At 42.5% G+C, this 19,905-nt stretch carries 26 protein-coding genes; 4 read left to right on the forward strand and 22 right to left on the reverse strand.

Annotated elements, in window-relative coordinates; all coding sequences use genetic code 11:
- Positions 1-3 precede the first annotated feature (3 nt).
- Positions 4-435 carry a phage tail protein gene (locus tag PR834_RS02480; RefSeq protein ID WP_272536379.1) on the forward strand — a complete coding sequence of 144 codons (432 nt, stop codon included), beginning with the start codon at positions 4-6 and terminating at the stop codon, positions 433-435.
- A 51-nt stretch (positions 436-486) separates the two neighbouring features.
- On the opposite strand, the gene PR834_RS02485 is transcribed toward PR834_RS02480, so the two are convergent.
- A complete protein-coding gene (locus tag PR834_RS02485) occupies positions 487-1,035 on the reverse strand; it encodes a protein NO VEIN domain-containing protein (RefSeq protein WP_272536380.1) in 549 nt (182 codons plus the stop codon).
- 309 nt (positions 1,036-1,344) lie between these two features.
- A complete protein-coding gene (locus PR834_RS02490; RefSeq protein ID WP_272536381.1) occupies positions 1,345-1,497 on the reverse strand; it encodes a hypothetical protein in 153 nt (50 codons plus the stop codon).
- A gap of 182 nt (positions 1,498-1,679) precedes the next feature.
- Between PR834_RS02490 and PR834_RS02495 the strand changes: the two genes are divergently transcribed.
- Complete coding sequence (locus PR834_RS02495) at positions 1,680-2,132, forward strand: hypothetical protein (protein ID WP_172767205.1); 453 nt, start codon at positions 1,680-1,682, stop codon at positions 2,130-2,132.
- A gap of 59 nt (positions 2,133-2,191) precedes the next feature.
- Here the strand turns inward: PR834_RS02495 and PR834_RS02500 are convergent, their stop codons facing one another.
- The 17 genes from PR834_RS02500 to PR834_RS02580 form a co-directional block, all read right to left on the reverse strand.
- Complete coding sequence (locus PR834_RS02500) at positions 2,192-2,689, reverse strand: tail fiber assembly protein (protein WP_336298230.1); 498 nt, start codon at positions 2,687-2,689, stop codon at positions 2,192-2,194.
- Between the two features lie 122 nt (positions 2,690-2,811).
- Positions 2,812-4,734: a phage tail-collar fiber domain-containing protein gene (locus PR834_RS02505; protein WP_272536382.1), complete on the reverse strand. Its 1,923-nt coding sequence runs from the start codon at positions 4,732-4,734 to the stop codon at positions 2,812-2,814.
- Positions 4,731-5,342, reverse strand: a complete 612-nt coding sequence (locus PR834_RS02510) for a phage tail protein I (RefSeq protein WP_272536383.1) — start codon at positions 5,340-5,342, stop codon at positions 4,731-4,733. The genes PR834_RS02505 and PR834_RS02510 overlap by 4 nt, the downstream gene beginning before the upstream one ends.
- Positions 5,335-6,237: a baseplate assembly protein gene (locus PR834_RS02515; RefSeq protein ID WP_272536384.1), complete on the reverse strand. Its 903-nt coding sequence runs from the start codon at positions 6,235-6,237 to the stop codon at positions 5,335-5,337. The genes PR834_RS02510 and PR834_RS02515 overlap by 8 nt, the downstream gene beginning before the upstream one ends.
- 2 nt (positions 6,238-6,239) lie before the next feature.
- On the reverse strand, positions 6,240-6,581 hold the full coding sequence (locus PR834_RS02520) for a GPW/gp25 family protein (protein ID WP_272536385.1): 342 nt from the start codon (positions 6,579-6,581) through the stop codon (positions 6,240-6,242).
- On the reverse strand, positions 6,578-7,207 hold the full coding sequence (locus PR834_RS02525) for a phage baseplate assembly protein V (RefSeq protein ID WP_272536386.1): 630 nt from the start codon (positions 7,205-7,207) through the stop codon (positions 6,578-6,580). The genes PR834_RS02520 and PR834_RS02525 overlap by 4 nt, the downstream gene beginning before the upstream one ends.
- Positions 7,204-7,842, reverse strand: a complete 639-nt coding sequence (locus PR834_RS02530; protein WP_272536387.1) for a phage virion morphogenesis protein — start codon at positions 7,840-7,842, stop codon at positions 7,204-7,206. Before PR834_RS02530 ends, PR834_RS02525 begins: the two co-directional genes overlap by 4 nt.
- On the reverse strand, positions 7,835-8,287 hold the full coding sequence (locus PR834_RS02535; protein ID WP_151207485.1) for a phage tail protein: 453 nt from the start codon (positions 8,285-8,287) through the stop codon (positions 7,835-7,837). Before PR834_RS02535 ends, PR834_RS02530 begins: the two co-directional genes overlap by 8 nt.
- The gene (locus PR834_RS02540; RefSeq protein ID WP_141173614.1) at positions 8,287-8,457 is read right to left on the reverse strand and encodes a preprotein translocase subunit SecG; all 171 of its coding nucleotides are present in this window, start codon (positions 8,455-8,457) and stop codon (positions 8,287-8,289) included. The genes PR834_RS02535 and PR834_RS02540 overlap by 1 nt, the downstream gene beginning before the upstream one ends.
- Positions 8,454-8,990: a lysis system i-spanin subunit Rz gene (locus tag PR834_RS02545; RefSeq protein WP_272536388.1), complete on the reverse strand. Its 537-nt coding sequence runs from the start codon at positions 8,988-8,990 to the stop codon at positions 8,454-8,456. Before PR834_RS02545 ends, PR834_RS02540 begins: the two co-directional genes overlap by 4 nt.
- Positions 8,987-9,523 carry a lysozyme gene (locus tag PR834_RS02550; protein WP_272536389.1) on the reverse strand — a complete coding sequence of 179 codons (537 nt, stop codon included), beginning with the start codon at positions 9,521-9,523 and terminating at the stop codon, positions 8,987-8,989. Before PR834_RS02550 ends, PR834_RS02545 begins: the two co-directional genes overlap by 4 nt.
- 1 nt (position 9,524) lies before the next feature.
- Positions 9,525-9,812 carry a potassium channel protein gene (locus PR834_RS02555; RefSeq protein WP_153673430.1) on the reverse strand — a complete coding sequence of 96 codons (288 nt, stop codon included), beginning with the start codon at positions 9,810-9,812 and terminating at the stop codon, positions 9,525-9,527.
- Between the two features lie 18 nt (positions 9,813-9,830).
- A complete protein-coding gene (locus tag PR834_RS02560; protein WP_272536390.1) occupies positions 9,831-10,034 on the reverse strand; it encodes a tail protein X in 204 nt (67 codons plus the stop codon).
- On the reverse strand, positions 10,034-10,522 hold the full coding sequence (locus PR834_RS02565; protein ID WP_272536411.1) for a head completion/stabilization protein: 489 nt from the start codon (positions 10,520-10,522) through the stop codon (positions 10,034-10,036). The genes PR834_RS02560 and PR834_RS02565 overlap by 1 nt, the downstream gene beginning before the upstream one ends.
- Before the next feature lie 102 nt (positions 10,523-10,624).
- The gene (gene gpM, locus PR834_RS02570; RefSeq protein ID WP_272536391.1) at positions 10,625-11,320 is read right to left on the reverse strand and encodes a phage terminase small subunit; all 696 of its coding nucleotides are present in this window, start codon (positions 11,318-11,320) and stop codon (positions 10,625-10,627) included.
- Positions 11,321-11,340: 20 nt separating this feature from the next.
- Positions 11,341-12,390 (reverse strand): phage major capsid protein, P2 family, encoded by a 1,050-nt coding sequence (locus PR834_RS02575; protein WP_076913945.1) that lies wholly within the window; start codon positions 12,388-12,390, stop codon positions 11,341-11,343.
- A gap of 46 nt (positions 12,391-12,436) precedes the next feature.
- A complete protein-coding gene (locus PR834_RS02580) occupies positions 12,437-13,258 on the reverse strand; it encodes a GPO family capsid scaffolding protein (protein WP_272536392.1) in 822 nt (273 codons plus the stop codon).
- 148 nt (positions 13,259-13,406) lie between these two features.
- Here PR834_RS02580 and PR834_RS02585 point away from each other — a divergent pair, with 148 nt between their 5' ends.
- Both PR834_RS02585 and PR834_RS02590 read left to right on the forward strand, forming a co-directional pair.
- Positions 13,407-15,131 carry a terminase large subunit domain-containing protein gene (locus tag PR834_RS02585; protein ID WP_272536393.1) on the forward strand — a complete coding sequence of 575 codons (1,725 nt, stop codon included), beginning with the start codon at positions 13,407-13,409 and terminating at the stop codon, positions 15,129-15,131.
- A gap of 2 nt (positions 15,132-15,133) precedes the next feature.
- Complete coding sequence (locus tag PR834_RS02590; RefSeq protein ID WP_272536394.1) at positions 15,134-16,189, forward strand: phage portal protein; 1,056 nt, start codon at positions 15,134-15,136, stop codon at positions 16,187-16,189.
- Between the two features lie 57 nt (positions 16,190-16,246).
- Here the strand turns inward: PR834_RS02590 and PR834_RS02595 are convergent, their stop codons facing one another.
- From PR834_RS02595 to PR834_RS02605, 3 genes are all read right to left on the reverse strand, one after another.
- Positions 16,247-17,680 carry a hypothetical protein gene (locus tag PR834_RS02595; RefSeq protein WP_272536395.1) on the reverse strand — a complete coding sequence of 478 codons (1,434 nt, stop codon included), beginning with the start codon at positions 17,678-17,680 and terminating at the stop codon, positions 16,247-16,249.
- Between the two features lie 476 nt (positions 17,681-18,156).
- Positions 18,157-19,272 (reverse strand): helix-turn-helix domain-containing protein, encoded by a 1,116-nt coding sequence (locus PR834_RS02600; RefSeq protein WP_272536396.1) that lies wholly within the window; start codon positions 19,270-19,272, stop codon positions 18,157-18,159.
- Between the two features lie 10 nt (positions 19,273-19,282).
- On the reverse strand, positions 19,283-19,885 hold the full coding sequence (locus PR834_RS02605) for a hypothetical protein (protein ID WP_272536397.1): 603 nt from the start codon (positions 19,883-19,885) through the stop codon (positions 19,283-19,285).
- Between the last annotated feature and the right edge of the window lie 20 nt (positions 19,886-19,905).

Here is a 19,905-nt window from a genome sequence, read left to right on the forward strand (position 1 = left end):
ATTATGATGATGATTTATGGCATGTTTGTGTTTGAACTACGCACCGCCCCTTATCAAACCTTTAACCATTCACTTGATTGGCGCCATGTGAAAAATGACCGTGTTGGCCGCAGTGCAAAATGGCAGTATGTGGGCGCCGGTGAAGATAAGATCACACTGGCCGGCACACTTTATCCCGAAGTTACCGGCGGTGATGTATCGTTGGAATTGTTAAAAACCTCGGCCTATGTTGCCCGCCCATTACCACTGATTGAGGGCACTGGTACCATTTATGGGATGTATGTGACCACTAATTTAGTCACTGATAGAAGAGAGTTTTTTTCGGATGGTAAGGCAAAAAAAATAGATTTTACGCTGTCGTTGAGTCGGGTGAATGAGGATGTTAGGGAAAGGCTGGCAGGTGTGGATGTTGGGGAGTTGATTACAATACAATAACCAAATTATCATTCCAGCTCTATCAACTGGAATGATATTTTTTTAATATAACTATGCAGTAATTTGAACTATTGCCGAAACATACTCATTCCAATTCACTTTACCACCTGAACAGTTTTCAATTGACCAACATTGATTTCTAGAACTGTAAAAACATACATATAAATTAAAATCTTCATCAGAAAGTGCATTATTGACAATACAAAGCCTATAATCAGATTCATTTTTTAAGAAGTGTCTATATTCATTGGGGGTTAGCTGAATTTGTTTGCCAAGGCCAAATAAACCTTTAACTTCGATTCTTAATAGTTCATCAGATTTATATGCTTCTAAATCCCAACCAACATTGTCACGCTCAACACTTTTTATACTATAACCCTGTTTCTCATAGTACTCCGTCGTTCTTGCAACTGCTGATTTTTCTGTTTTCCTTCTTAGCTCAGGATTACTATTATAAATAGCAGAGATAATATCTTCTTGCGTCATACTGTCTTGTTGTTCATTTATTAAAGAGGTTCTTAAATTTATAATTCTCTTCACTCGTTCAACAAAGTCAGCGCCTTCACGGCTATCCCCATACCAAAAAGGTGATGTTCCCATTAAACCTTTTCCATTTCTAGGTACTCTCAAAGTTCGTTCTTCTACAGGAAGCAGTAAGCTATCTTTTGCATCAGCTTCAAACCAATAACTTTCCTCTTCATCATAATGAGCTCTTGGTTTAGCAGTATTCTCATCTAGTTTTTGAATATTCCTAAAAACACGTGCATTTCTATACCACCCAATGACAACATTCCCATCACTAGGACTAGTTGCGCACCAGATAACATCAACACCATCAATGTATGGCTCTTTTATATTATCATTGCCTGAAATCCGTTCTAAATTAAAAGAAGAGCCTCTGTTCCTGACTTAACCATAATATTTACCGCCAAACTCCAAAAAATTTCGGTTTTCATGACCTGTTTTCATCTCACTAACGTAAGAACCACCATTGACTATTTTATCCGTAGTTTCTCCACGGTAATTTTCCATCCATCCAATATTACAAAATAAAATCGCCATATATTTCTCCTTTTTATATATGATTACTCTATAACATTAATTATGATTATTCTGTAAGATAAATTGCTTAGCCGTTAATTCTATGAGACCAATTTATTGTCTTGTGTTTCCTATTTAGTATTCATATATTTTTCATGTAACATACTATGCAGTATAAAATTACTTTACTGAGTTTATTGCTAATGAAAAAAGCATTTCAACGAATTGGTTCTGTATCTAATGCGCATGTTGGCCTTGATTTTGAACTCAAAGCTCAATTGTTTTTTGAAAAACAAGGCATTTTGTTGGAAAAAAATCACAAAGTAATGATAGGTGTTGATAAAATCAAAAAATATCATCGGTTTGATTTAGGTTGTTCTGAACAAAAAATCTTAGTTGAATGTAAATCGCATCGCTGGACAACAGGTAATAATGTACCAAGCGCAAAATTAACAGTATGGAATGAAGCTATGTTTTATTTTCATTCTGCGCCAACTGACTATCGAAAAATAATGTTTGTACTTAAAGACAAAAGAAAAAAATCTGGTGAAACATTAGGTCAATATTATGTAAATAGATTTAAACATCTTATTCCTAATGGTGTAGAACTATGGGAATACGATGAAGTTTCGATGAGTGCTACTCAGGTTTATTGATTTGACAGAAATATTTTAATAACAAAGCCCCACTGGCTGGGGCTCAGAATAGATTAATGTTATTCGGGTTTTTCAGGCCAATCAATATCTGGTGCGAGTGAAGTATCAACACGGTTTAACAAAACACGGTATGTTTTCCACGCCGTTAATTTTGCTTGGTAATCGTCATCATCAAGACCGACTTCAATGGCATCTTGTAAATACGTGATAGTAGCATTCGCTTCCTCTAATCGCTGCGCCTTTTCCTGCTCGGCTTGTGCAACCAATACCGCTTTTTGAGCTTCAGTATCTGTTACCCATTTTTTGCCGTTCCACTTATCAAATTCTGTTTTCGGCTCTAAGAGAGTTAGCGTATCGGGCAAATCGCCAATAAAATCAATTTCAATCGGTTGGCGGGTTTCTGTGCTGTACGCTGTTTTACCTCTGTTATCTGTCACGATTTCCCACTTAGAGCCATCTTCACTACGCACCACCGCAAAGCCCGCTTTTGTCGGTAGTTCTGGTGCATCAATATAAGCACCAGCCGACACGCTCACATCAAAATAAATATTCTCCATGCTCGCGTTTAAATATTCACGCGTTTGTGGGTCTGCTATATAAACCTTAATCCAACCCGCTTTTGTTGCTAAACCATTTTAACCGATTTCGGCTTGTTCAATTTCTAAATTATAGTTTTTCATTATGCTGCTCTCACGATATATAAAAATGCAATGTTGCGCGGACGTGTTTCTGTTCCACCCTCAAGGTTCATCGCGTCTTTTGAAATTGTTCTACGACTACCGTTCCCCCTACCGAAATAAGCAGTACCAGAGCCAGAATCCTCACCAATTACCGAGTGGTTATGTGCTCGAAATGCATCACCTTGAGCCGATAGAACCGCACGACCTGAATCAACACCGCGCCCAGTATCAAGACCTCGAAGGAACTCTCCTCGTAAATCAGGTAAAATTCCTGTTGGGTATGCTTTTGCTAAAAGTGGATAGGTTGTTTTATTAAATGACTGTCCATTGCAGACTAAAAAACCTGCTGGAGCGGTAGCCTGAGGCCATGGAATAGGAGCGCCCACAGGATAATCACTTAATTCATTAGAAGAACCAGAAACTTTTAGATTGCCGTTGCGGTCTTTGATTGTGTTTGCTGGACTATATGCATCCATCCAGCCGGAAAACCTCCCTCCAGAAGTCCCGCCACGAGAACTTAATATCCCTGTGAATGAATCAACTTGTATCTGACTACAAAAACCAGTGCCGTCAGCCCCGCCGCGTCTTGTCATATTTAACATCGGTGAGTATGTAAAGCGCGCATTTTCAGTTAAATCATCGGACTTATACACCGCCGTTCTGTCGGCATCATTGAAGTTTTTTATGGTAATAGTATCAGTTGCATTACTTTTTCTACCCGCACCGAAACCTAAATCACCAACTTGCATTAGCGTGCCTGTGGCGTTTGGCAGTAAGTGCGCATACCATGTCCCTCCCTTTATTTTGTGCTCGATGCGAGGGCCTTCAGTAGATGCTGGATTTAAATTTATCTGGCTATCATCTGCTGTTTTTGCTCTTACTTGCGCTCCTTGAATGTCGGATGTTACTGCAACATTACCGTTTATAGTGCCACCAGTTTTATCAAACTTTTGATTAAGCCCGTTGTTTAATGCCGTGTTTGTTGCATAGTCACCTGTGGGTTGAGCTCCAATATCAGTAGGGGTAATTTTAATATCTTCCCCTTGCCCTTGGAATGTATGACCCGCTATACGACTTGGTTTATCCAGTTTTTTTGCTGCAATCGCAGGGTTATTTATTCCCAAATAACGCTGATTGAAATCTAAAAAATCCGCTGGGATCACGCGCCCTTTTAAAGTGATACTGCCACTGGATGATAAAGAATAAATGATATTTGTTGGCGCAGTACCTGTTGCTATTTGAATGCCACCTCCCGTCACAATTTCATGAAAAATAGTCGAGTTGTATAAATGCCTGAAACGTCTTAGGTAATTTGCAATTTCATCTTTGTTACCCGTTAAACTTTCGATGTCATACGTTAAAGGGGCAACACCGTTAAATTTCAATGTTCCTGTAACATTATCACCCGCTTTATTGACTTTATTATCAATTTGTTTTTGTAGTTTGATATCCAGCGCAGTAATCAAATCATCCACATACTTGCGTGTTGCTAAAACAACGGACGGATCTATCTTTAAGGTGACTGACTCGGTATGGCTAACAACTAATATCATCCGAATAGCTTGTGTACGACCCGACCCCTCGGCAAGTTGCGGCTTATACGTTTCAGGGCAGTTCGCCACGGCAATTAAATTACCAGTCTTATCAAACAAACCGATTTCACGTATCCACCAACCGCCATCCTGTTCAGGAATAATTTGTTCAGCAATGATTTGATTTTTATTTTTATCATCAATAAACAATGTGTTAATGGCGGCTCTGCGTTTTTCAGCAATTAATTTAGTTTGATTGGTATCCGGCGTTGGCAAACTCCCGCCACCATCGCCCACCGCCATATGTGTTAATTCAAGTTTTGTGCCTAGCGCTGTCGCTTGGGCTAATAAGTTCTCACCTAATTTTGTGAGTAAGGCGAAGTATTTCATTGTGGATTAATCCTCATTTCATCAATTAAGTGAATCGCAGCGCCTTGAACATCAAGGCCAGAAACAGAAATTAAAGGCGGTGTATATGCGTAAACAGTCAATGAGTCACCGGTGTAACTGGATACCGCGCAATAGAATTCACCGCGCGTTTCAAGCTGGATGGTGAGCCCCACAAGGTGACGGCTCGCCGGCTTGGCATCAAAAATCAATGCTTCTAACTCTTGATACATTTCCTCGGTTATACCGGTTTCAAGAACACCGATATCAAGGCGAAACGTGCCGGCGGTTTCGTTGGTTTTCCACCACTCAATCACGCGGATTAAATAGCCCAACGGCTCAACCACGCGGCGCAAGGCGCCTATCGTGCCCTTGTGCTTATGAATAAACATGGCGGCTTTCACAGCATCCCGCTTGGCTTTTTCCGTCCAGTTTTTATCCCACCGGTCAACACTAAACGCCCACGCCAAATACGGCAGCAAATGCACGGGGCATAAATCAGGGTTCCAAAGTTCACGAATAGGAATAGGCACGCGCTCAATCTGGGCTAATGACTCAGCCGCGGCAAGTTCTAACGGTGATGAGCCGACAGGTAATAAACGATTATTCATCTGAGCCCCCTAGTGCCACGTTAATTTGTGTGCAGAAGCTGGCCTGTGTTTTATCCAGTTTGATATCTGCAACCGGCTTTTTCAGTTCAACGCGTTGCACGCCTTGAACATGCAAAGCGGCATAAATGGCACTGTCACGGCCTAACCGGTGTTGCTGTGTCGCATAGCGTTTCACTTGCTCCTCTGCCGCCGCCATGATGGGCTCGTATTCAGGCGAGGGATAACAGTAAATCACCGCGTCGATTTCATAATTAACGATGGTTGCCGATTGCACAGTCACACGGTCAGCCACGGGTCTAATATCTTCATCGTTTAGCGCCATATCGACTTTTTCAATTAAATCAGCAGGTGCGCTGCCGTTCCCCTCACGAGATAAAACGGTGACCGTGACATGAGCCGGTAATGGGCTAATCACAGAAGCATCAGAAACCCGACCATCGGCTGACCGTGCGTGATATTCATAACTGCCAATCGGGCCAGCTACGCTTAACGCTTCGAAAGCGGCCGGTATACGCATGCGTAAATTGGAATCCGACTCATACACTGGCGCAATGGGTGGAATGGCACTTTCATCACCCTCCGAGAGTATCAAGCGTTTCACGTTGTTATTGGCCGCGAGTTGGTCAAGGTCGGCACCGGTGGCAAAGGCCGCCATACTTGCGCGAGCCGCTTCATTAACGCGCTGACGTAAAATCAGTTCACGGTAGCAATTCTCTTGCAGTAATTTAGTAAGCGGTTCAGATTCTAATTCCAAGGTGCGGGCTATCGCTTCCCGCTGCTCTGCTGGCATAGCGCCTATTAGCGCGGCTTTGCGATCGGCAAAGAGCACTTCAAAATCTAACGTTTCGACCACATCCGGTGCCGGCAATAAACTTAAATCAATACTGGCTGCCATCGTTACCTCACTGGAATAGAAATCGAAATCGGTTCACCCGTTTGCATGATCACACCGGATAAACTCACGCCCATTTCGCCAACATCAGAACGAATATAATCAATAGTTTGCAGCCTAACGCGGGGCTCCCACTGCATTAACGCCATATAACACGCGCTCATAATTTTGAGTCTCAGTGCAGGGTTTTGTGGCTGGTCAATCAAGTCATACAACAGTGAGCCGTATTGCCGGCGCATCACCCGCGAACCAATGGGCGTTCGCAAAATATCAGCGATACTTTGACGAATATGCTCATTGTCAGTCAGCCCACGACCTGTTTTCGCATTCATGCCGCAATATTTCATACCGGTTCCCCTGATGTATCCCCACCCGAACGCACACCGCCATGTTGGTGAGTATGAATAACCACACCATTAGACGTTATCGCCCCGCCGTTATGGTTAAAATTACCCGTCATTTCACCGCCCTTTTCCACATTTAACGTGGCTGTAGTGAGGTTATTGGTACAAATCACGTTCGGTGTATCGAGCTTGATTTCGACAGAGGCTTTGCAAATCACTTTTTGGGTTGTTGCACTAATTTCATCGCTAGCCTCAATCACTGCTTTTTTAATACCAACGGCCTTTAATGTTCCGTTTTCTGGCTCATACTCAATCACCGCACCATCGGAAAAAGTGTGGTGTAATGCATTGGCTGAATGTGTTGGCGCGGGGTTAGCGTTGCTATACAGGGAGCCCAAAACAAAACCGGTTGTTAGCTCACCGCCTATCGCCCCAATCAATACTTGCTCACCCACCGTCGGCGCCCAATAACTGCGAGACTCGCCGGCACGATGCACTAGCCATCGGATCCAATCAGTAACTAACTCCCCCACTTGAACACGGCAACAGTTATTGTCTAAATCCACCTCAGTGACCACGCCTTGTCGAAAAAGGTTACTGAGTAAACGGTATAGCTCTTGTAAATTCATAGCTGCCCCACCAAGTCGAGATAAATCATTTCCAATAAACCTAAGCGTTCATGCTCTGATAGCCCCAATAACTCCCGTTTGGGGTAGCGTGCCCGCGCAAGTTCATTCACAGTACCTTCAAGCCCGTATTGGTGCTCTCTGGCAATTGCCGCAGCTTTGCCCTGAAATCCAACAATGGCGCTATCGTGTGTATTGCGGGCATGAAGAAAACGCGCCGCCCGAAGCCGCCTGAACATCGGTACATTACGTTTTGTACTGCGCTTGACCGAGGAAAAATTAATATCTAAAAAACGGGTAATATCTTGGCGATAAAAGGTTCTTACCGCGCCTCTATCCTCATCAAAACCGGTGATGGTTTTACCGCGACGACCTTTTGACCCTTGCCAATTTCGCAGGGTGCGAACATCACCACGGTGAATAAATCGGATTTGCTGCTGTGCGCGTAACACTTTGCGCTTACGGGGTTCATAGGCCGAGCCGTCCACATTTTTTTGGCTGCGAATGCGCTTTTGCTGGTCAGCACGAATTGCCCGCGCTAATTTGCCCGTCAGTTTTCGCCGGTAAGCTGGTGAGGTTGTCGATAACAAGCCATTAAGCTCATTTTCAAGTTGCATAAATAGGCTGTTATCACTCATGAACCATCACCCCCTCATCGATCACGATATCCCATGCAGGTAAGGCGATTTCAGGCTCGGAAATATGCTCTTGAACAATTTTTCCATTCACTTTTTTAACAATCACGCGCTCAGTGGCCTTGATGGTGTACAGCACGTCGATTTTTTCATTGTCGAGAATGTCGGCCTTATAGCGAATGCCATTCGCCCGTTTATCAGGGTTAAATAACAAATCCGGTTGGTGTTTTCGGGCAAAAGTCAGGATGGCCAATGACAATGCGCTCAATTCGCCAGCGTAATCCATGGCCAACACCTGAATCTGGTATTCATTCAAGTAAGATGCAGATTGCGTACCAGTGGCCTGTATACCACCGTCAGTGATGTAGACCTCTAATAAATCAGGGTTTTGTTTAAACTGGGGTATCTGCTCAACAATAGTTTGTCGTAATAGATTTGGCTTTAACATTATCTCCCCCGAGTGTCATAGAGTGCTTTTTGGCAACGCATTTCAATGCGTTCTTGTAGTGGTGCCGTGGCGCATTTGGGCTCTTGCAATAACACCACGCCGCCCAACAAAATCAGGCTTAAAAACAAAATAAAAACAATGAATATCAAGATATTAATTAATGTTTTCATCTCACCCCCTTACACTGGTCTACCACGTCACGGATATAACCCTGTAAATAACTTATTTTGGCTCTGTCTCGCTGAATTCCGGTTCGGATATCGTGAACAATAAGTCCACCTTTTCGAGTGAGTCCGACGGTGGCTGCATCGCCCACGCTGCCGGTGCGGGCAGTGTGATTGATGGTGAGCTCACAGGTTGCAAGATCGGCGCTGGCGAACTGCACGCGACGACGCTCAGTGAGCAAATCATCACGCAAACGTTGAGATTTATTTTGTTCATCTAATAACCTCTGGTTATAGGTCATATCAAGCTGGTGCAAGGTCTCTTGTGCTTTTTTTAGTTGAGCGAGTTTTTCATTTGAATCAATAAAGGCTTGGGCGCTTATCGCACTGAGTGCCATTTGGTGCCCCAGTTCGCTCACACTTAACTTGGCTTTGAAGTCCAAACGTGCAATGCCAAACACCGCACCACCACTCACTAATGCCGCAATACAAGCAACCGCTAAATATCCCCCAAAAACCTGACGATAATTCACCATCATTGCCCCCATTCACCGCACAGTAATTCGGTCTCTTGGTCACGGCGGATCACTTGGCCATAACAGCCGTCTGGCTGGCCTTTAGTTTGGCGACAATCTTTACCGCCATCCCGCGTCCATTTAGGGAGTTCTGCACAGGCTCCCTTGATATCGCCCGCATTTAACTTGCGATAGAACGTGGATGAAAAACATTTAGATGGCCCGATGTTGTAAGGGCAAAATGACGCAATACCGGCGATTTGTGGCTCAGTCAGAGGTACGTGAACATGGCGTTTAACCCATGCAATCGCTTTGTCAGCTTCAATCTGGTTTAGCCGGTCACATTCCGCTGGGGATAATTGAGTACCCATTTTTACTGGTTTACCATCAATGCGTGTCACACCACGACAAATAGTGACCATACCGCCCCCGTCACGATACGCCTTGAGCGAATTCCCCTCTTTTTCATCCAAAAAGCCGGAGAGGATCGCACCGCCACTGGCACCGGAAATAATCAACGCAATAACAGCCTGACTTAATCGTGATTTGGCATTCATTTCATAAATCCTTTGGTGATTGCTCGGTGACTTTCACAATATTTTCAATATCGCGCTCACTGATGGGGTGACGAGAGAAATAACGTTCTAATATGCGTGTGCGTTTCATTTGCTCACGGCGGTTTAACCGATATGTCATTACTCCCAATGAAACACTGGCAATTAACCCGATTAAAAAACCCCACTCATACACGGAGAAATCACCAAAAAACCCTAAAATGCCCGACCCACTGAATAAACCGCCAAATCCAGAAAGTGCGTAAGTTAGGCGGCTCCACCAATCATTCATGCTATTAATCCTGTTTTGTTAATCCCAAAGTTGGATCATGTCTTGTTTTGCCATCGGTGCGAGTTCAGGTAATTCCACCCATTGCCCCGCAGCTAGCTGTATGCCGCCCTCAACCAAATTCGGGTTGACTTGTAATACGTGCTCAACGATGCCCTGAGTGCGCCCATAATGGCGCCAACACAACAGATCAACGGTGTCACCTTGTAGCGCCTGCACTTTCATTAGACGAGCTCCGCAAACATGCGTAACTTACCGAGAATATCCCGCACGGCGTTCTGGCCATCGCGGCGCAGATCATCAATTTGCGTGCTCAAGGCTTGGGCGTGTTTTTCACCCTCACGCGTGGTGTCAATATCGCGGTAGTTTTCAATCAATAAGGCCTTGGTAAAGCTATACACCGCATGGTGATAACGAAATACAACGGCCGTGGTGTCGTTAATTTGTGGTGATGGCACCACAGATAATTGGGTAAAGCCCTTGGCGTTCTGTTCCTGCCGCCATTCATCCAATAGCTGATTGACGTACAACACCGCTTCAGTGGCCATATGCCTTAAGCGGCTTGTGGTGACATTACCTGTCAAGCGCATGGATTGGCGTAACAGGTCTAAACCAATGTCAGGCCAAAAGTCACCCGATGTGATTTTTTCATCGCCATCACTGATGCTTTCGTCTTGCACGCTATGAATTTGTTTTGATGCCACTAAGCTCATGATGACCCCTTTGAAAAAACGGAGGTGGACAGCGACAATACAGAGGATTAGCCCTTTATTATTGCTGTGCCTCCGTGGCACGCGGGTGCAACTCGGTTATTGCTATTTTTTAGGCGTATCGTCTTCTTGCTTACGCACTGCCCGTAATAGCTGTTCAATCTCTTTTTTCACGCCAATATCTTTGTCAATAAGAATGGCTTTTTGTAGGTATTCAAGGGCTAAGGCTTGTTGCTTATCATCATTTTTGAGTGTTAAACCAATGACTTTGTACAACTTGGCACGCGCCCCATCAGGCATATCTGATTGCGCTGTAATACGCTCTAAACTCAGCAAATCATCAAGTGACGCTGTCACTTCATCTTCTTTGCCGCTTGCTTTCACGGCTAATGACCAGTCGCAGATTTCATCAACTAAAACAGTGGCTAAGGTGCGGTTATAGTTATCGGGCAACGGCAGATTAAATTGGATGGCATATTCGGCCATGTTCAAGGCTTCTGTGTATAAACCCGCGTCGATATGCCACACTAAAGTACGAGTAAAGACCTCATCAGCCACACCGCTCTGGCTTTCCAACACGCCCTCAATCCAACCGCGATAATTAGATAAAACCTTGCGCTTATACGCCGCTTTGCGGTCATTGCCTTGGATATTGCTTAATTGCGCTTGGTCAGCCCGTAAACGGTGCAAAATATTTTCATAGGCGGTCATATCGGCCCGTGACATTTCGGCAGGTAACCCACCACGACGCGATGCCATCACTTTTTGCCAGTGCTGCTGTGCCGGTGTTAAATGTTCCATTTTCGTTCCCCAATGTTGGCTTAATTTTCTTTGTTTTCGGCGTAGTTGATGCCTTCAATCAGGCAAGATAGGCCATAATCTTCAATCACATAGCCCTCATTACCTGACGAATACGTCGCCACACGGTTATATTCCGGTTCATCTTTGATCACACGGCGATATTTACCTTTTTGCCAGTACACAGACAGGTTTTTAAAGGTCGTTATCAAGGTTGCGCCATCGGGGAAAAACGGCACTTGTAAGGTCGGTAAGTTACCCATTGAACTCAATTTCAACAGTTCATTACCCGCGAGCATTTCCATGTTTGGGTTTTGCTCACTGTGCTGGTTCATGATTTTGAAGTTTTTATCGGTATAGAGCTGATAACCGGTGATCGCCACTAAGCCCTGCGCACGGCGGTGCCACGGGTCTAACAATGAATTCACCGCATCGAATACCATCGCATCCACATTGGCATACATCCCTTTGGCAATGATTTTCCCGCTTTCATCACGGCTGGTTAACGTGACATCTTTCATCACGCGTTGTGGCGCCGCATTACGGATTTTTTGCAACCAACCGATATTGACGTCTTGTAACAATGGATTTTCGGCTTTATTGGACTTTTTCACCCGTTTCACACCATTGAACCCAATCATTAAGCGGTCATTAGCTTCTTGTTGTGCAATCAGTTGGCTGATCATCGGTTGAAATTCAGGGTGCCCCGCCCATGCGTCTAACCATGAATACGGGATAAACGTATCCCAGTTGGTTTTATCACAACGGTAATCGTCGCTGTTTTCCTCATTGACTTGCTCAGGCTGACGGCGCTCGGTCGTTGAGTCATTCGTACCGGCAATAGGGCCATTGACCGAACCAAAAACCTTTTGCCCCTCCTGGTCCGTCACTCCAAATGAGTTGATTTGTTTTAAAAATGGGCTGTTTTCCATTTTTGCTTTTTCTAAGCGCTGCTGCACCGCAGGGTCAACGCTAAAATTTAATGACGAGCCCTCACGACGTACTCCATTTAAGCGGGCTTGCTGGTCAAGCCATGAGAGATAATTCGCCAGTGATTCATTACTGATACCCATAGTAAAAACCTTTTATTGATTAAAATTGAAGAAAGTAAAACGCGGCTTAATATTCAGCCAACTTAGTCGAACCACCGGTGACTTGAGGGCGTGACTCCCCTGAACCATCAGTCACTGCAAGTTGTTGTTTTAAGGTGTTAAAATCATTGGTTAGCTGTGATAACGCTCGTTTTTGCGCTTCATTTTCGGTTAGCAAGGTGCCGCATTGCTGTGCGGTCAACTCAATGGCTGTTTTTAGGTTGGTGGTTTCTTCTGAGTTGTGATTACGTTCAAGCCCTAGCCACTGTTTCACCGTCGATAAAAACTTCTTACCAGCTTCCTTTTCCTCTTGGTGTTCGGTGTGTTGCTCACTTAACAAATGGCACTGCGTTTCTAATGAAGCGGTAAAGTAATTGCCGCTATCCGGTAAGCCGCGAGAAACCGCGCTTAGTTCAATAGGACGGGAACCAATAGCCGCAGGGTAATCAGTTAACGCTACCCCTGTTAAATAGGCGCGTTTGGTCTGTGGGAATGAGGGATAATATTCGATACTGGAAAAAATCTTTTGGCCTGACTTATTCAGGTTAACAATGTATTCATCTTTTAAATCATCAATATCAATAGTGACTTCAAGCCCTAATTTGCCTTTTAGTTCACCTTCAGTTAATTCAACGGTATTCACCGCTGAAATCATGCTATAGCTGCGAAATTGGCTATCTGGGAACAGACTTTTAATGTGATCCAAATTCACACGGCCACAGTAAAATTTTGGGTCGTAATCTTTCGCCATCTGCTCGATATGTTCACGCTCAACGGGAAAACCGTTTAGTGTCATCCCCTCTGCACAAGCAATCAGCTTTATCTGGCGCGTGTTTTTACCTTGCGACATAAATCAATCTCCGTTTCTGACGTAACTGTCATTTCGATACCTTCACTATCGCAATCATTTTCTTTTTGCTCAAAGGGTTACGGTTCTCATAGCGCTATGAGAACCCATATTCATAGAGGGTTACGCGCGGGCGTGACAAAGTGACAGCATGATGAAAACAGACATTGACCCACGACAAGAAGCCAAAGAACTTTATTGGCAGGCTTACAGCGTTTCGCAGATTGCAAAGCGGCTGGGCTTAAGCATTCACACCATTTATTCATGGCGACGACGTGATAAATGGGATGAGGCATCCCCTATTCACCGTGTTACTAACCAAATACATGTAAAAGTGCTGCGCATCATGGCGAAAGACACAATGACCGCCCATGACTTTAAAACGGTGGATTTCTTTAACCGCCAGTTAGACCGATTTGAGCGCTTGGAAATGAAGAAACAAACGGCGGGAACAAGTAAAGTTAAAGCACAAAAGAATCACTTTACCCCTGAGCAAATCGAACAGCTTAAAAACCTAGTGCTAGGTAGCTTATTTGAATATCAGCGCCAATGGTGGGATGAACGCACGCAGCGAAACCGCTTTATTCTTAAATCGCGACAAATTGGAGCTACGTGGTACTTTGCCCGCGAAGCCCTATTGACCGCATTGGAAACCGGTAACAACCAAATATTTCTATCTGCCAGCCGCGCACAGGCCTTTCAGTTCAAACGTTTTATTCAATTGTTGGCGCGCCAAGTGGGTGTTGAGCTCAAAGGCGGCGATGAAATTATGTTATCTAACGGGGCGATCCTGTTTTTCTTGGGTACCGCAGCAGCGACAGCGCAGTCATATACCGGTGACCTCTATTTTGATGAGGTGTTCTGGGTATCGCGTTTCTTGGAATTACGGAAAGTGGCTTCAGCGATGGCCACACAAACAGGGTTACGCCGTACTTATTTTTCGACACCATCGAGTGAAGATCACGAAGCCTACGAGTTTTGGACGGGGGATTTTTATAACAAAGGTAAGCCCGAGAAAGAGCGCAAAATCATTGAGCTATCCCATAAGGTATTAAAGCTTGGCCATTACTGCGCGGATAGTATGTGGCGGCAAATCGTGAATATTCATGATGCCATCGCTCGCGGGCTGAACCGCGTTAATTTGGAAGAAATCAAAGATGAAAACCCGCCCGATGATTTTCGTAATTTATACGAGTGTGAGTTCGTTAAAACGGGTGAACGGGCATTTAGTTATGATGCCTTAATCAATTGTGGCGTGGATGGCTATAACAGTGATGTTTGGCCCGACTGGAAACCTTACGCACCACGCCCGCTGGGTAATCGCCCTGTTTGGGTAGGTGCAGACCCGACCGGTACCGGTGATAATGGCGATGGATTAGGCCTTGTGGTTGCCTCACCACCGGCAGTCACTGGCGGGAAATTCCGCATCATTGAAACTATCCAGTTACGCGGGATGGCATTCGAAAAACAAGCGGAAGAAATCAAACGCATTACTCAGCGTTATAACGTGCAATCCATCACCATTGATGGTACTGGCGGTACTGGTGCCGCCGTGCACGAGCTGGTCGTTAAATTCTTTCCTGCCGCCAATTTACTCAACTATTCGGCTCCTATCAAACGCATGATGATCATGAAAATGCTCATGCTCATTCGTAATGGCCGTTTTGAATACGATGCAGGGTTACATAAGCCCCTGATTACCTCATTTATGACCATCAAGAAAGTGCAAACCCAAAGCGGGATTATCACCTATGAATCAAGCCGTGTTCGAGGCTTAGACCATGGTGATTTAGCGTGGGCGGCAATGAATATTTTCTCTAACGAAGCGATATCCAGTGAAACTGGCGGCGCTGGCGCACAAGTTATGGAGTTTTAACCATGGAACAAGCAACAGAATTAGCAGCAACCGAAGAACAAACACAAAGCCCTGAATTTTGCTCATTTACGTTTGACCCGCCATCAATTGTCTCTGGCAGCGGTGATTTGCTGGACTGCATGGAGTGCAACCACAATGGCCGCTGGTATGAAACCCCTATTGATTTTACTGGTATTGCACGCTCGTTTACCTCGTCAGCGGCCTACCATCAATCACCCTTAGTGTTTAAGCGTAATGTGATCACCAGTTGTTTTGAACCAACGCCGTATTTATCACGCCCTGACTTCACTACCTTAGCGCAGGATTTTGTGGTTTTTGGTAATGGTTACCTTGAAAAACGCATTAACCGGCTCGGCGATATGTTAACGCTTAAACCCTCTTTGGCTAAGTACACCCGCGCTGGTGTTAATGAGGGGCAATACTGGCAAGTGAAGAATTACCAAGATGCCTACGAGTTCCGCAAAAATAGCGTGATTCATTTGAAAAACCCGTGTATTCACCAAGAGATATATGGCACTCCCGATTATTTGGCTGGACTAATTTCCGCTAACTTGAATCATTCAGCCACCCTATTTCGGACCAACTATTATGAAAATGGCAGTCACGCCGGTGTGATGGTGTATCTTTCCGCGGCTTTGGCTGACGACAAGGCCGTCGAGTCATTAAAAAAGTCACTCACCGAAGCCCGCAAAGGTAAGGCGTTTAAAAATATCTTTGTCTATGCCGCCAATGGTGGCAAGGATGGGATTCAAATACTGCCATTCTCACAAATCAGTGCCAAAGATGAGTTTGTCGGCATCAAGGACACCACGCGCGATGATTTGTTGGCCATGCACCGTATACCACCACAACTGATGGGGATCATTCCGCAAGGTTCCGGTAGTCTTGGTGATGTTGAAAAAGCTGCAATGGTGTTTTGGTTCAATGAGTTATTACCGCTGATGGAAAGCATGAAATCAATTAACGACATGCTAGGTGTTGAGGTGATCCGCTTTAAACAATATGCGTTGCTGGATTTTTTGACTCAGGCAAAGGGAAAAGAGCCGAATTATAAATAAACTAAAGATAAGCAAACTGAGTGATCCATTAACTCAGTTTGCTTATCTAGGCAGCGATTAAGACTTATACTTGGCTAACATCTCATCAATTTTATTTAATTCCACTTCAATCATTCGGTCACAAATATTTGGTAAACCTTTTAATTTTTGTAGCAATGCTTTTTTCTCATCTTCATTAAGAGTCCAACTCTCAGCGATACCTGTAACTAAGTAGTTGTTGCAACCTGCTTCATAACTGCCAGTCGTTTTCATTTCATAGTTATAATCTTCGATTTTAAACAATTTATTTTCAATCAAATAATTAATCATTTCTGCATTACCAACATAAAATGCATAAAAAATTAGATTTATATTTTTCTTTTTATAAAAGTAGGAATCAATATCATTGATGGTTGTATTTTCTAAAATACCTCTATCATTCTTAACTTTTTCAATTACGAAAGGTAAGTTATTCGTTAATATGTTCATTGCTAATTTGTAATCATCATTACTAGGCGGCAATCTTGTTAAAAAATAATTTGCCGCATTAACTTCTCTATACTCTATCATTTTATGATAATCAATGTCTCGAAGATTAACATAACTAGCAATGTTTGGATTTAAATCAATTAACTTATCTAATCTACTAATATATATATCACTGTATTCCTTCTTACTTTCAGTTGCAATTTTATATACTAATTCCCATATTAATTTTTGTTTTGATTCTTCATCTAGTAAAGTGAAATACTTTTCAGCAAAAAGAGCCTCAAGATTATGATTTATAGTCATATTCTTTGATATTTTTTTATCAAAAAAAGACCGGAGGTAGTGTCTACCCTCTTCTATTCTATTAACATCAAAGTTATCTTCATGAAATTGGCAGCCAAATAAAAACTCTAAAGAGTCAATGGGCGCTTCAGACCGAAATAATGCATACCATATATAATCCTCTAATTCATACTCAACTAAACTGCAATTTTTTCCTAATTCTTTTTCTAAAGAGTTAGTGTCTCCATTAGCAATAAATGAATATATTTTATTTTCAAAATCAACATTTAATTTCTGAGGAAAATAAATAATATTGTATGCAACAAAAGATATTAAGAATGCACCAACAAATTCACTTGATTTTTTGAATCTAAAAACAACCAGAAAAAAATTCAAAAATGTAAATATGAAAAATGTGAAAATACCAAAAAAAATTTCACCTTTATCTTTAACAAAATAAATTTCAACATCACAATAGTATATAAAATTTAAAAATGGAATGAAAACAGAGGCAATAATCAGACTTCTCCATTTATAAACCTTGCTATTATTTTTAAATTTACTTTTAAAACTATTCTCTTCATCATCCTTAGCAAGAAATTTTTCAGAATTACATTCTGAGGTTTTATCCTTTGGTATTGTATCGTTGAAAGCATTTCCAATCGAAATCAAGTAGGTTATACATAAAGTAATTAAGACTACCGCACCGATCGCAACAACATAACCAAGACCATCAAACATAACAATTCCATTTATCATTAACGAATACCAGTGCATAGTCTTAATGTTAAATTTACCTTAGGTACATAAGATAAATCTCACTCACGTACTATTCCTTATCTTTGATGCTTATTAGATTAATATATTACCCACAAAAGCGATTAAAACAACCTCAGTGCCATTTCATAATTTCCACATAGCAATACTTGTTTTTTTACTCAATCTCACTGCTACGGGCTACTGACTCTCAAATAACCCCACTTATAGGCTGATCACACCATAGCCAGCGCGGGCCATCTTTACCCTTTTGCGCACGCTTGCTCCCCCGCCTCGCCCGCACGCAAAAGGTGTGGGATTTTGTGCGGGTGTGCGGAGGGTTGGAAGTTAGGCTGGGTATGGTTTGGGTAGGAAGTAAATTTAAGTGGAAGTTGTGCGAGTTTGTGCTGAATTATGAGTAAAAAAACCGCCAAAATTTTGACGGTTTTTATTAAATCAAACTAAGCGAATTTTAATCTATACCCAGCTAGAGATACTACATTGCTTTCTTCCGGTTGCGAGACTTTCTCAGATAACAAAATGTCTCCAGATAAATTAGAAAGCATATTCACTGAAATTCTGAGCCTATTAGCTAAATCTTGGGGGCTTATACCTAATTCATTAATAAGAACTCTAATCGCCCTATGAAAAAACTCTGGTTTTTCATGTTTAATTAGATAATCTTCCTTCTCATCAATTGCTTCGCCTTTTCTTTTTAACCCAAAGAACGCTGTTTTATACTGAGCGTCAGTCAATAAAGACAGTTGGTGAGCTCTATAAATTATAGCAGCTTTACTGACATTCCATGTCAGTTTAAAATTGCTTAACCCCTTCCAATCTATCCTTCCTCCTATTGGTCGAGGAAAATATTTTGCCATTGAAGATCTAGGTAACAAAAGTGCAGATGCAAATCTATTCGCTTGTGATTCTGTTATTCTATCACCAGTAGAAATACCCTCATGTAAAATTAAATGCCCAACCTCATGAGCTATATCAAATCGTTGCCTACATGGAGACCTTTTTGCCATATTTCGAACAATAAATGGGCGACTTAAAGGCACTGACAGTGCGTCAACTTCATCTGATACAGATTCAAAAGAGGTAACAAAAGCCCCTAATTTTTCAGCTAAACGTGTCATATTTTCTATGGGTCCCATACCTAATCCCCAATCGGATCGACACTTTTCAGCCGCCCTCTCAATATCATCTTGCGTTACAACTTTAATTGACGGGAATTTAACTGGAGGTAAATTTAAATATTCGTCAAAAATATTAATTAGTCTTCTATACAACTCTGCTCGTGACAATGTTGCTAGTTTAGTCGACATTCGTGTTGAACTTCGTTTTCTAAAATGTACAATTTCTTCGTTAACTAAGACATCACTATTTTCATAAAAGAAATCAATATTAACTTGCAAGGCATTAGCTAATTCATTTGTAAGCTCTTGTGTTGGTGACGCATCGTCCGTTTCCAAGCGCTGAATGTATTGGCGGGTTTTACCAACCCGCTCAGCAACTTGCTCAAGAGATAGCTCGTGATACAGACGAGCCAATCGTAAATTAGAGCCTTTAAACACTTTGTTTCACCTATTTTTCGTTTTTACTATTACTTCTTTTTTCCGTATCAGTTGTAAGAACACTGATAGGATCCAAATCAATAGGAACAGATAATGGAGGAGTATTATCTTCAGAATGAAGTACTGTTACTCTTTCATCACCATAGGTCCATTTTGAAACCATCTCATTTAACGCATTGTAACCAATGAAATGAACTCTAGCGCCTTCCCCCTCAAATTCTGGTTTTTCAATCACAAATCTATGCATTGTGGGTGCTGTTAATTCTGGCTCCCATAATTGGTCAACTTGGTTTCTTCTATAAAATCCTGACTTTTGAGGGTTATCAGGATCATCAGCAAAAAATCTAATCGGTACAGTACCAATTGAAAAAGTAACATCCATCCCTGCGTGTGATAATTTTAACCAATCAAATTTACCACTCATGCATAGTTGAATTAAAAGTTGTCTCTGCCTACCAAAAGTACACGTCCCTCTTGTATAATTATCATCTAGTGGTGTAGATAACTGCATGTAAGTATTATCAAGGACTTTCAGTAGTTCTTCAGCAACTATAGTCAGTCGCTCTTTTTTTAAATCATCTGAAAAAAACCAAGGGGCTTTGTAATCGGTCATAATCATCTCTTATAAAAAAT

The organism is Providencia sp. PROV182 (assembly GCF_028480325.1).
Classification (GTDB): Bacteria; Pseudomonadota; Gammaproteobacteria; order Enterobacterales; family Enterobacteriaceae; genus Providencia; species Providencia hangzhouensis.

Bases quoted from the DNA above. Each gene is read 5' to 3' on its own strand.
- PR834_RS02480 (WP_272536379.1), top strand. From the start codon at position 4: ATGATGATGATTTATGGCATGTTTGTGTTTGAACTACGCACCGCCCCT.
- PR834_RS02485 (WP_272536380.1), bottom strand. From the start codon at position 1,035: ATGGGAACATCACCTTTTTGGTATGGGGATAGCCGTGAAGGCGCTGAC.
- PR834_RS02490 (WP_272536381.1), bottom strand. From the start codon at position 1,497: ATGGCGATTTTATTTTGTAATATTGGATGGATGGAAAATTACCGTGGA.
- PR834_RS02495 (WP_172767205.1), top strand. From the start codon at position 1,680: ATGAAAAAAGCATTTCAACGAATTGGTTCTGTATCTAATGCGCATGTT.
- PR834_RS02500 (WP_336298230.1), bottom strand. From the start codon at position 2,689: ATGGAGAATATTTATTTTGATGTGAGCGTGTCGGCTGGTGCTTATATT.
- PR834_RS02505 (WP_272536382.1), bottom strand. From the start codon at position 4,734: ATGAAATACTTCGCCTTACTCACAAAATTAGGTGAGAACTTATTAGCC.
- PR834_RS02510 (WP_272536383.1), bottom strand. From the start codon at position 5,342: ATGAATAATCGTTTATTACCTGTCGGCTCATCACCGTTAGAACTTGCC.
- PR834_RS02515 (WP_272536384.1), bottom strand. From the start codon at position 6,237: ATGGCAGCCAGTATTGATTTAAGTTTATTGCCGGCACCGGATGTGGTC.
- PR834_RS02520 (WP_272536385.1), bottom strand. From the start codon at position 6,581: ATGAAATATTGCGGCATGAATGCGAAAACAGGTCGTGGGCTGACTGAC.
- PR834_RS02525 (WP_272536386.1), bottom strand. From the start codon at position 7,207: ATGAATTTACAAGAGCTATACCGTTTACTCAGTAACCTTTTTCGACAA.
- PR834_RS02530 (WP_272536387.1), bottom strand. From the start codon at position 7,842: ATGAGTGATAACAGCCTATTTATGCAACTTGAAAATGAGCTTAATGGC.
- PR834_RS02535 (WP_151207485.1), bottom strand. From the start codon at position 8,287: ATGTTAAAGCCAAATCTATTACGACAAACTATTGTTGAGCAGATACCC.
- PR834_RS02540 (WP_141173614.1), bottom strand. From the start codon at position 8,457: ATGAAAACATTAATTAATATCTTGATATTCATTGTTTTTATTTTGTTT.
- PR834_RS02545 (WP_272536388.1), bottom strand. From the start codon at position 8,990: ATGATGGTGAATTATCGTCAGGTTTTTGGGGGATATTTAGCGGTTGCT.
- PR834_RS02550 (WP_272536389.1), bottom strand. From the start codon at position 9,523: ATGAATGCCAAATCACGATTAAGTCAGGCTGTTATTGCGTTGATTATT.
- PR834_RS02555 (WP_153673430.1), bottom strand. From the start codon at position 9,812: ATGAATGATTGGTGGAGCCGCCTAACTTACGCACTTTCTGGATTTGGC.
- PR834_RS02560 (WP_272536390.1), bottom strand. From the start codon at position 10,034: ATGAAAGTGCAGGCGCTACAAGGTGACACCGTTGATCTGTTGTGTTGG.
- PR834_RS02565 (WP_272536411.1), bottom strand. From the start codon at position 10,522: ATGAGCTTAGTGGCATCAAAACAAATTCATAGCGTGCAAGACGAAAGC.
- gpM (WP_272536391.1), bottom strand. From the start codon at position 11,320: ATGGAACATTTAACACCGGCACAGCAGCACTGGCAAAAAGTGATGGCA.
- PR834_RS02575 (WP_076913945.1), bottom strand. From the start codon at position 12,390: ATGGGTATCAGTAATGAATCACTGGCGAATTATCTCTCATGGCTTGAC.
- PR834_RS02580 (WP_272536392.1), bottom strand. From the start codon at position 13,258: ATGTCGCAAGGTAAAAACACGCGCCAGATAAAGCTGATTGCTTGTGCA.
- PR834_RS02585 (WP_272536393.1), top strand. From the start codon at position 13,407: ATGATGAAAACAGACATTGACCCACGACAAGAAGCCAAAGAACTTTAT.
- PR834_RS02590 (WP_272536394.1), top strand. From the start codon at position 15,134: ATGGAACAAGCAACAGAATTAGCAGCAACCGAAGAACAAACACAAAGC.
- PR834_RS02595 (WP_272536395.1), bottom strand. From the start codon at position 17,680: ATGTTTGATGGTCTTGGTTATGTTGTTGCGATCGGTGCGGTAGTCTTA.
- PR834_RS02605 (WP_272536397.1), bottom strand. From the start codon at position 19,885: ATGACCGATTACAAAGCCCCTTGGTTTTTTTCAGATGATTTAAAAAAA.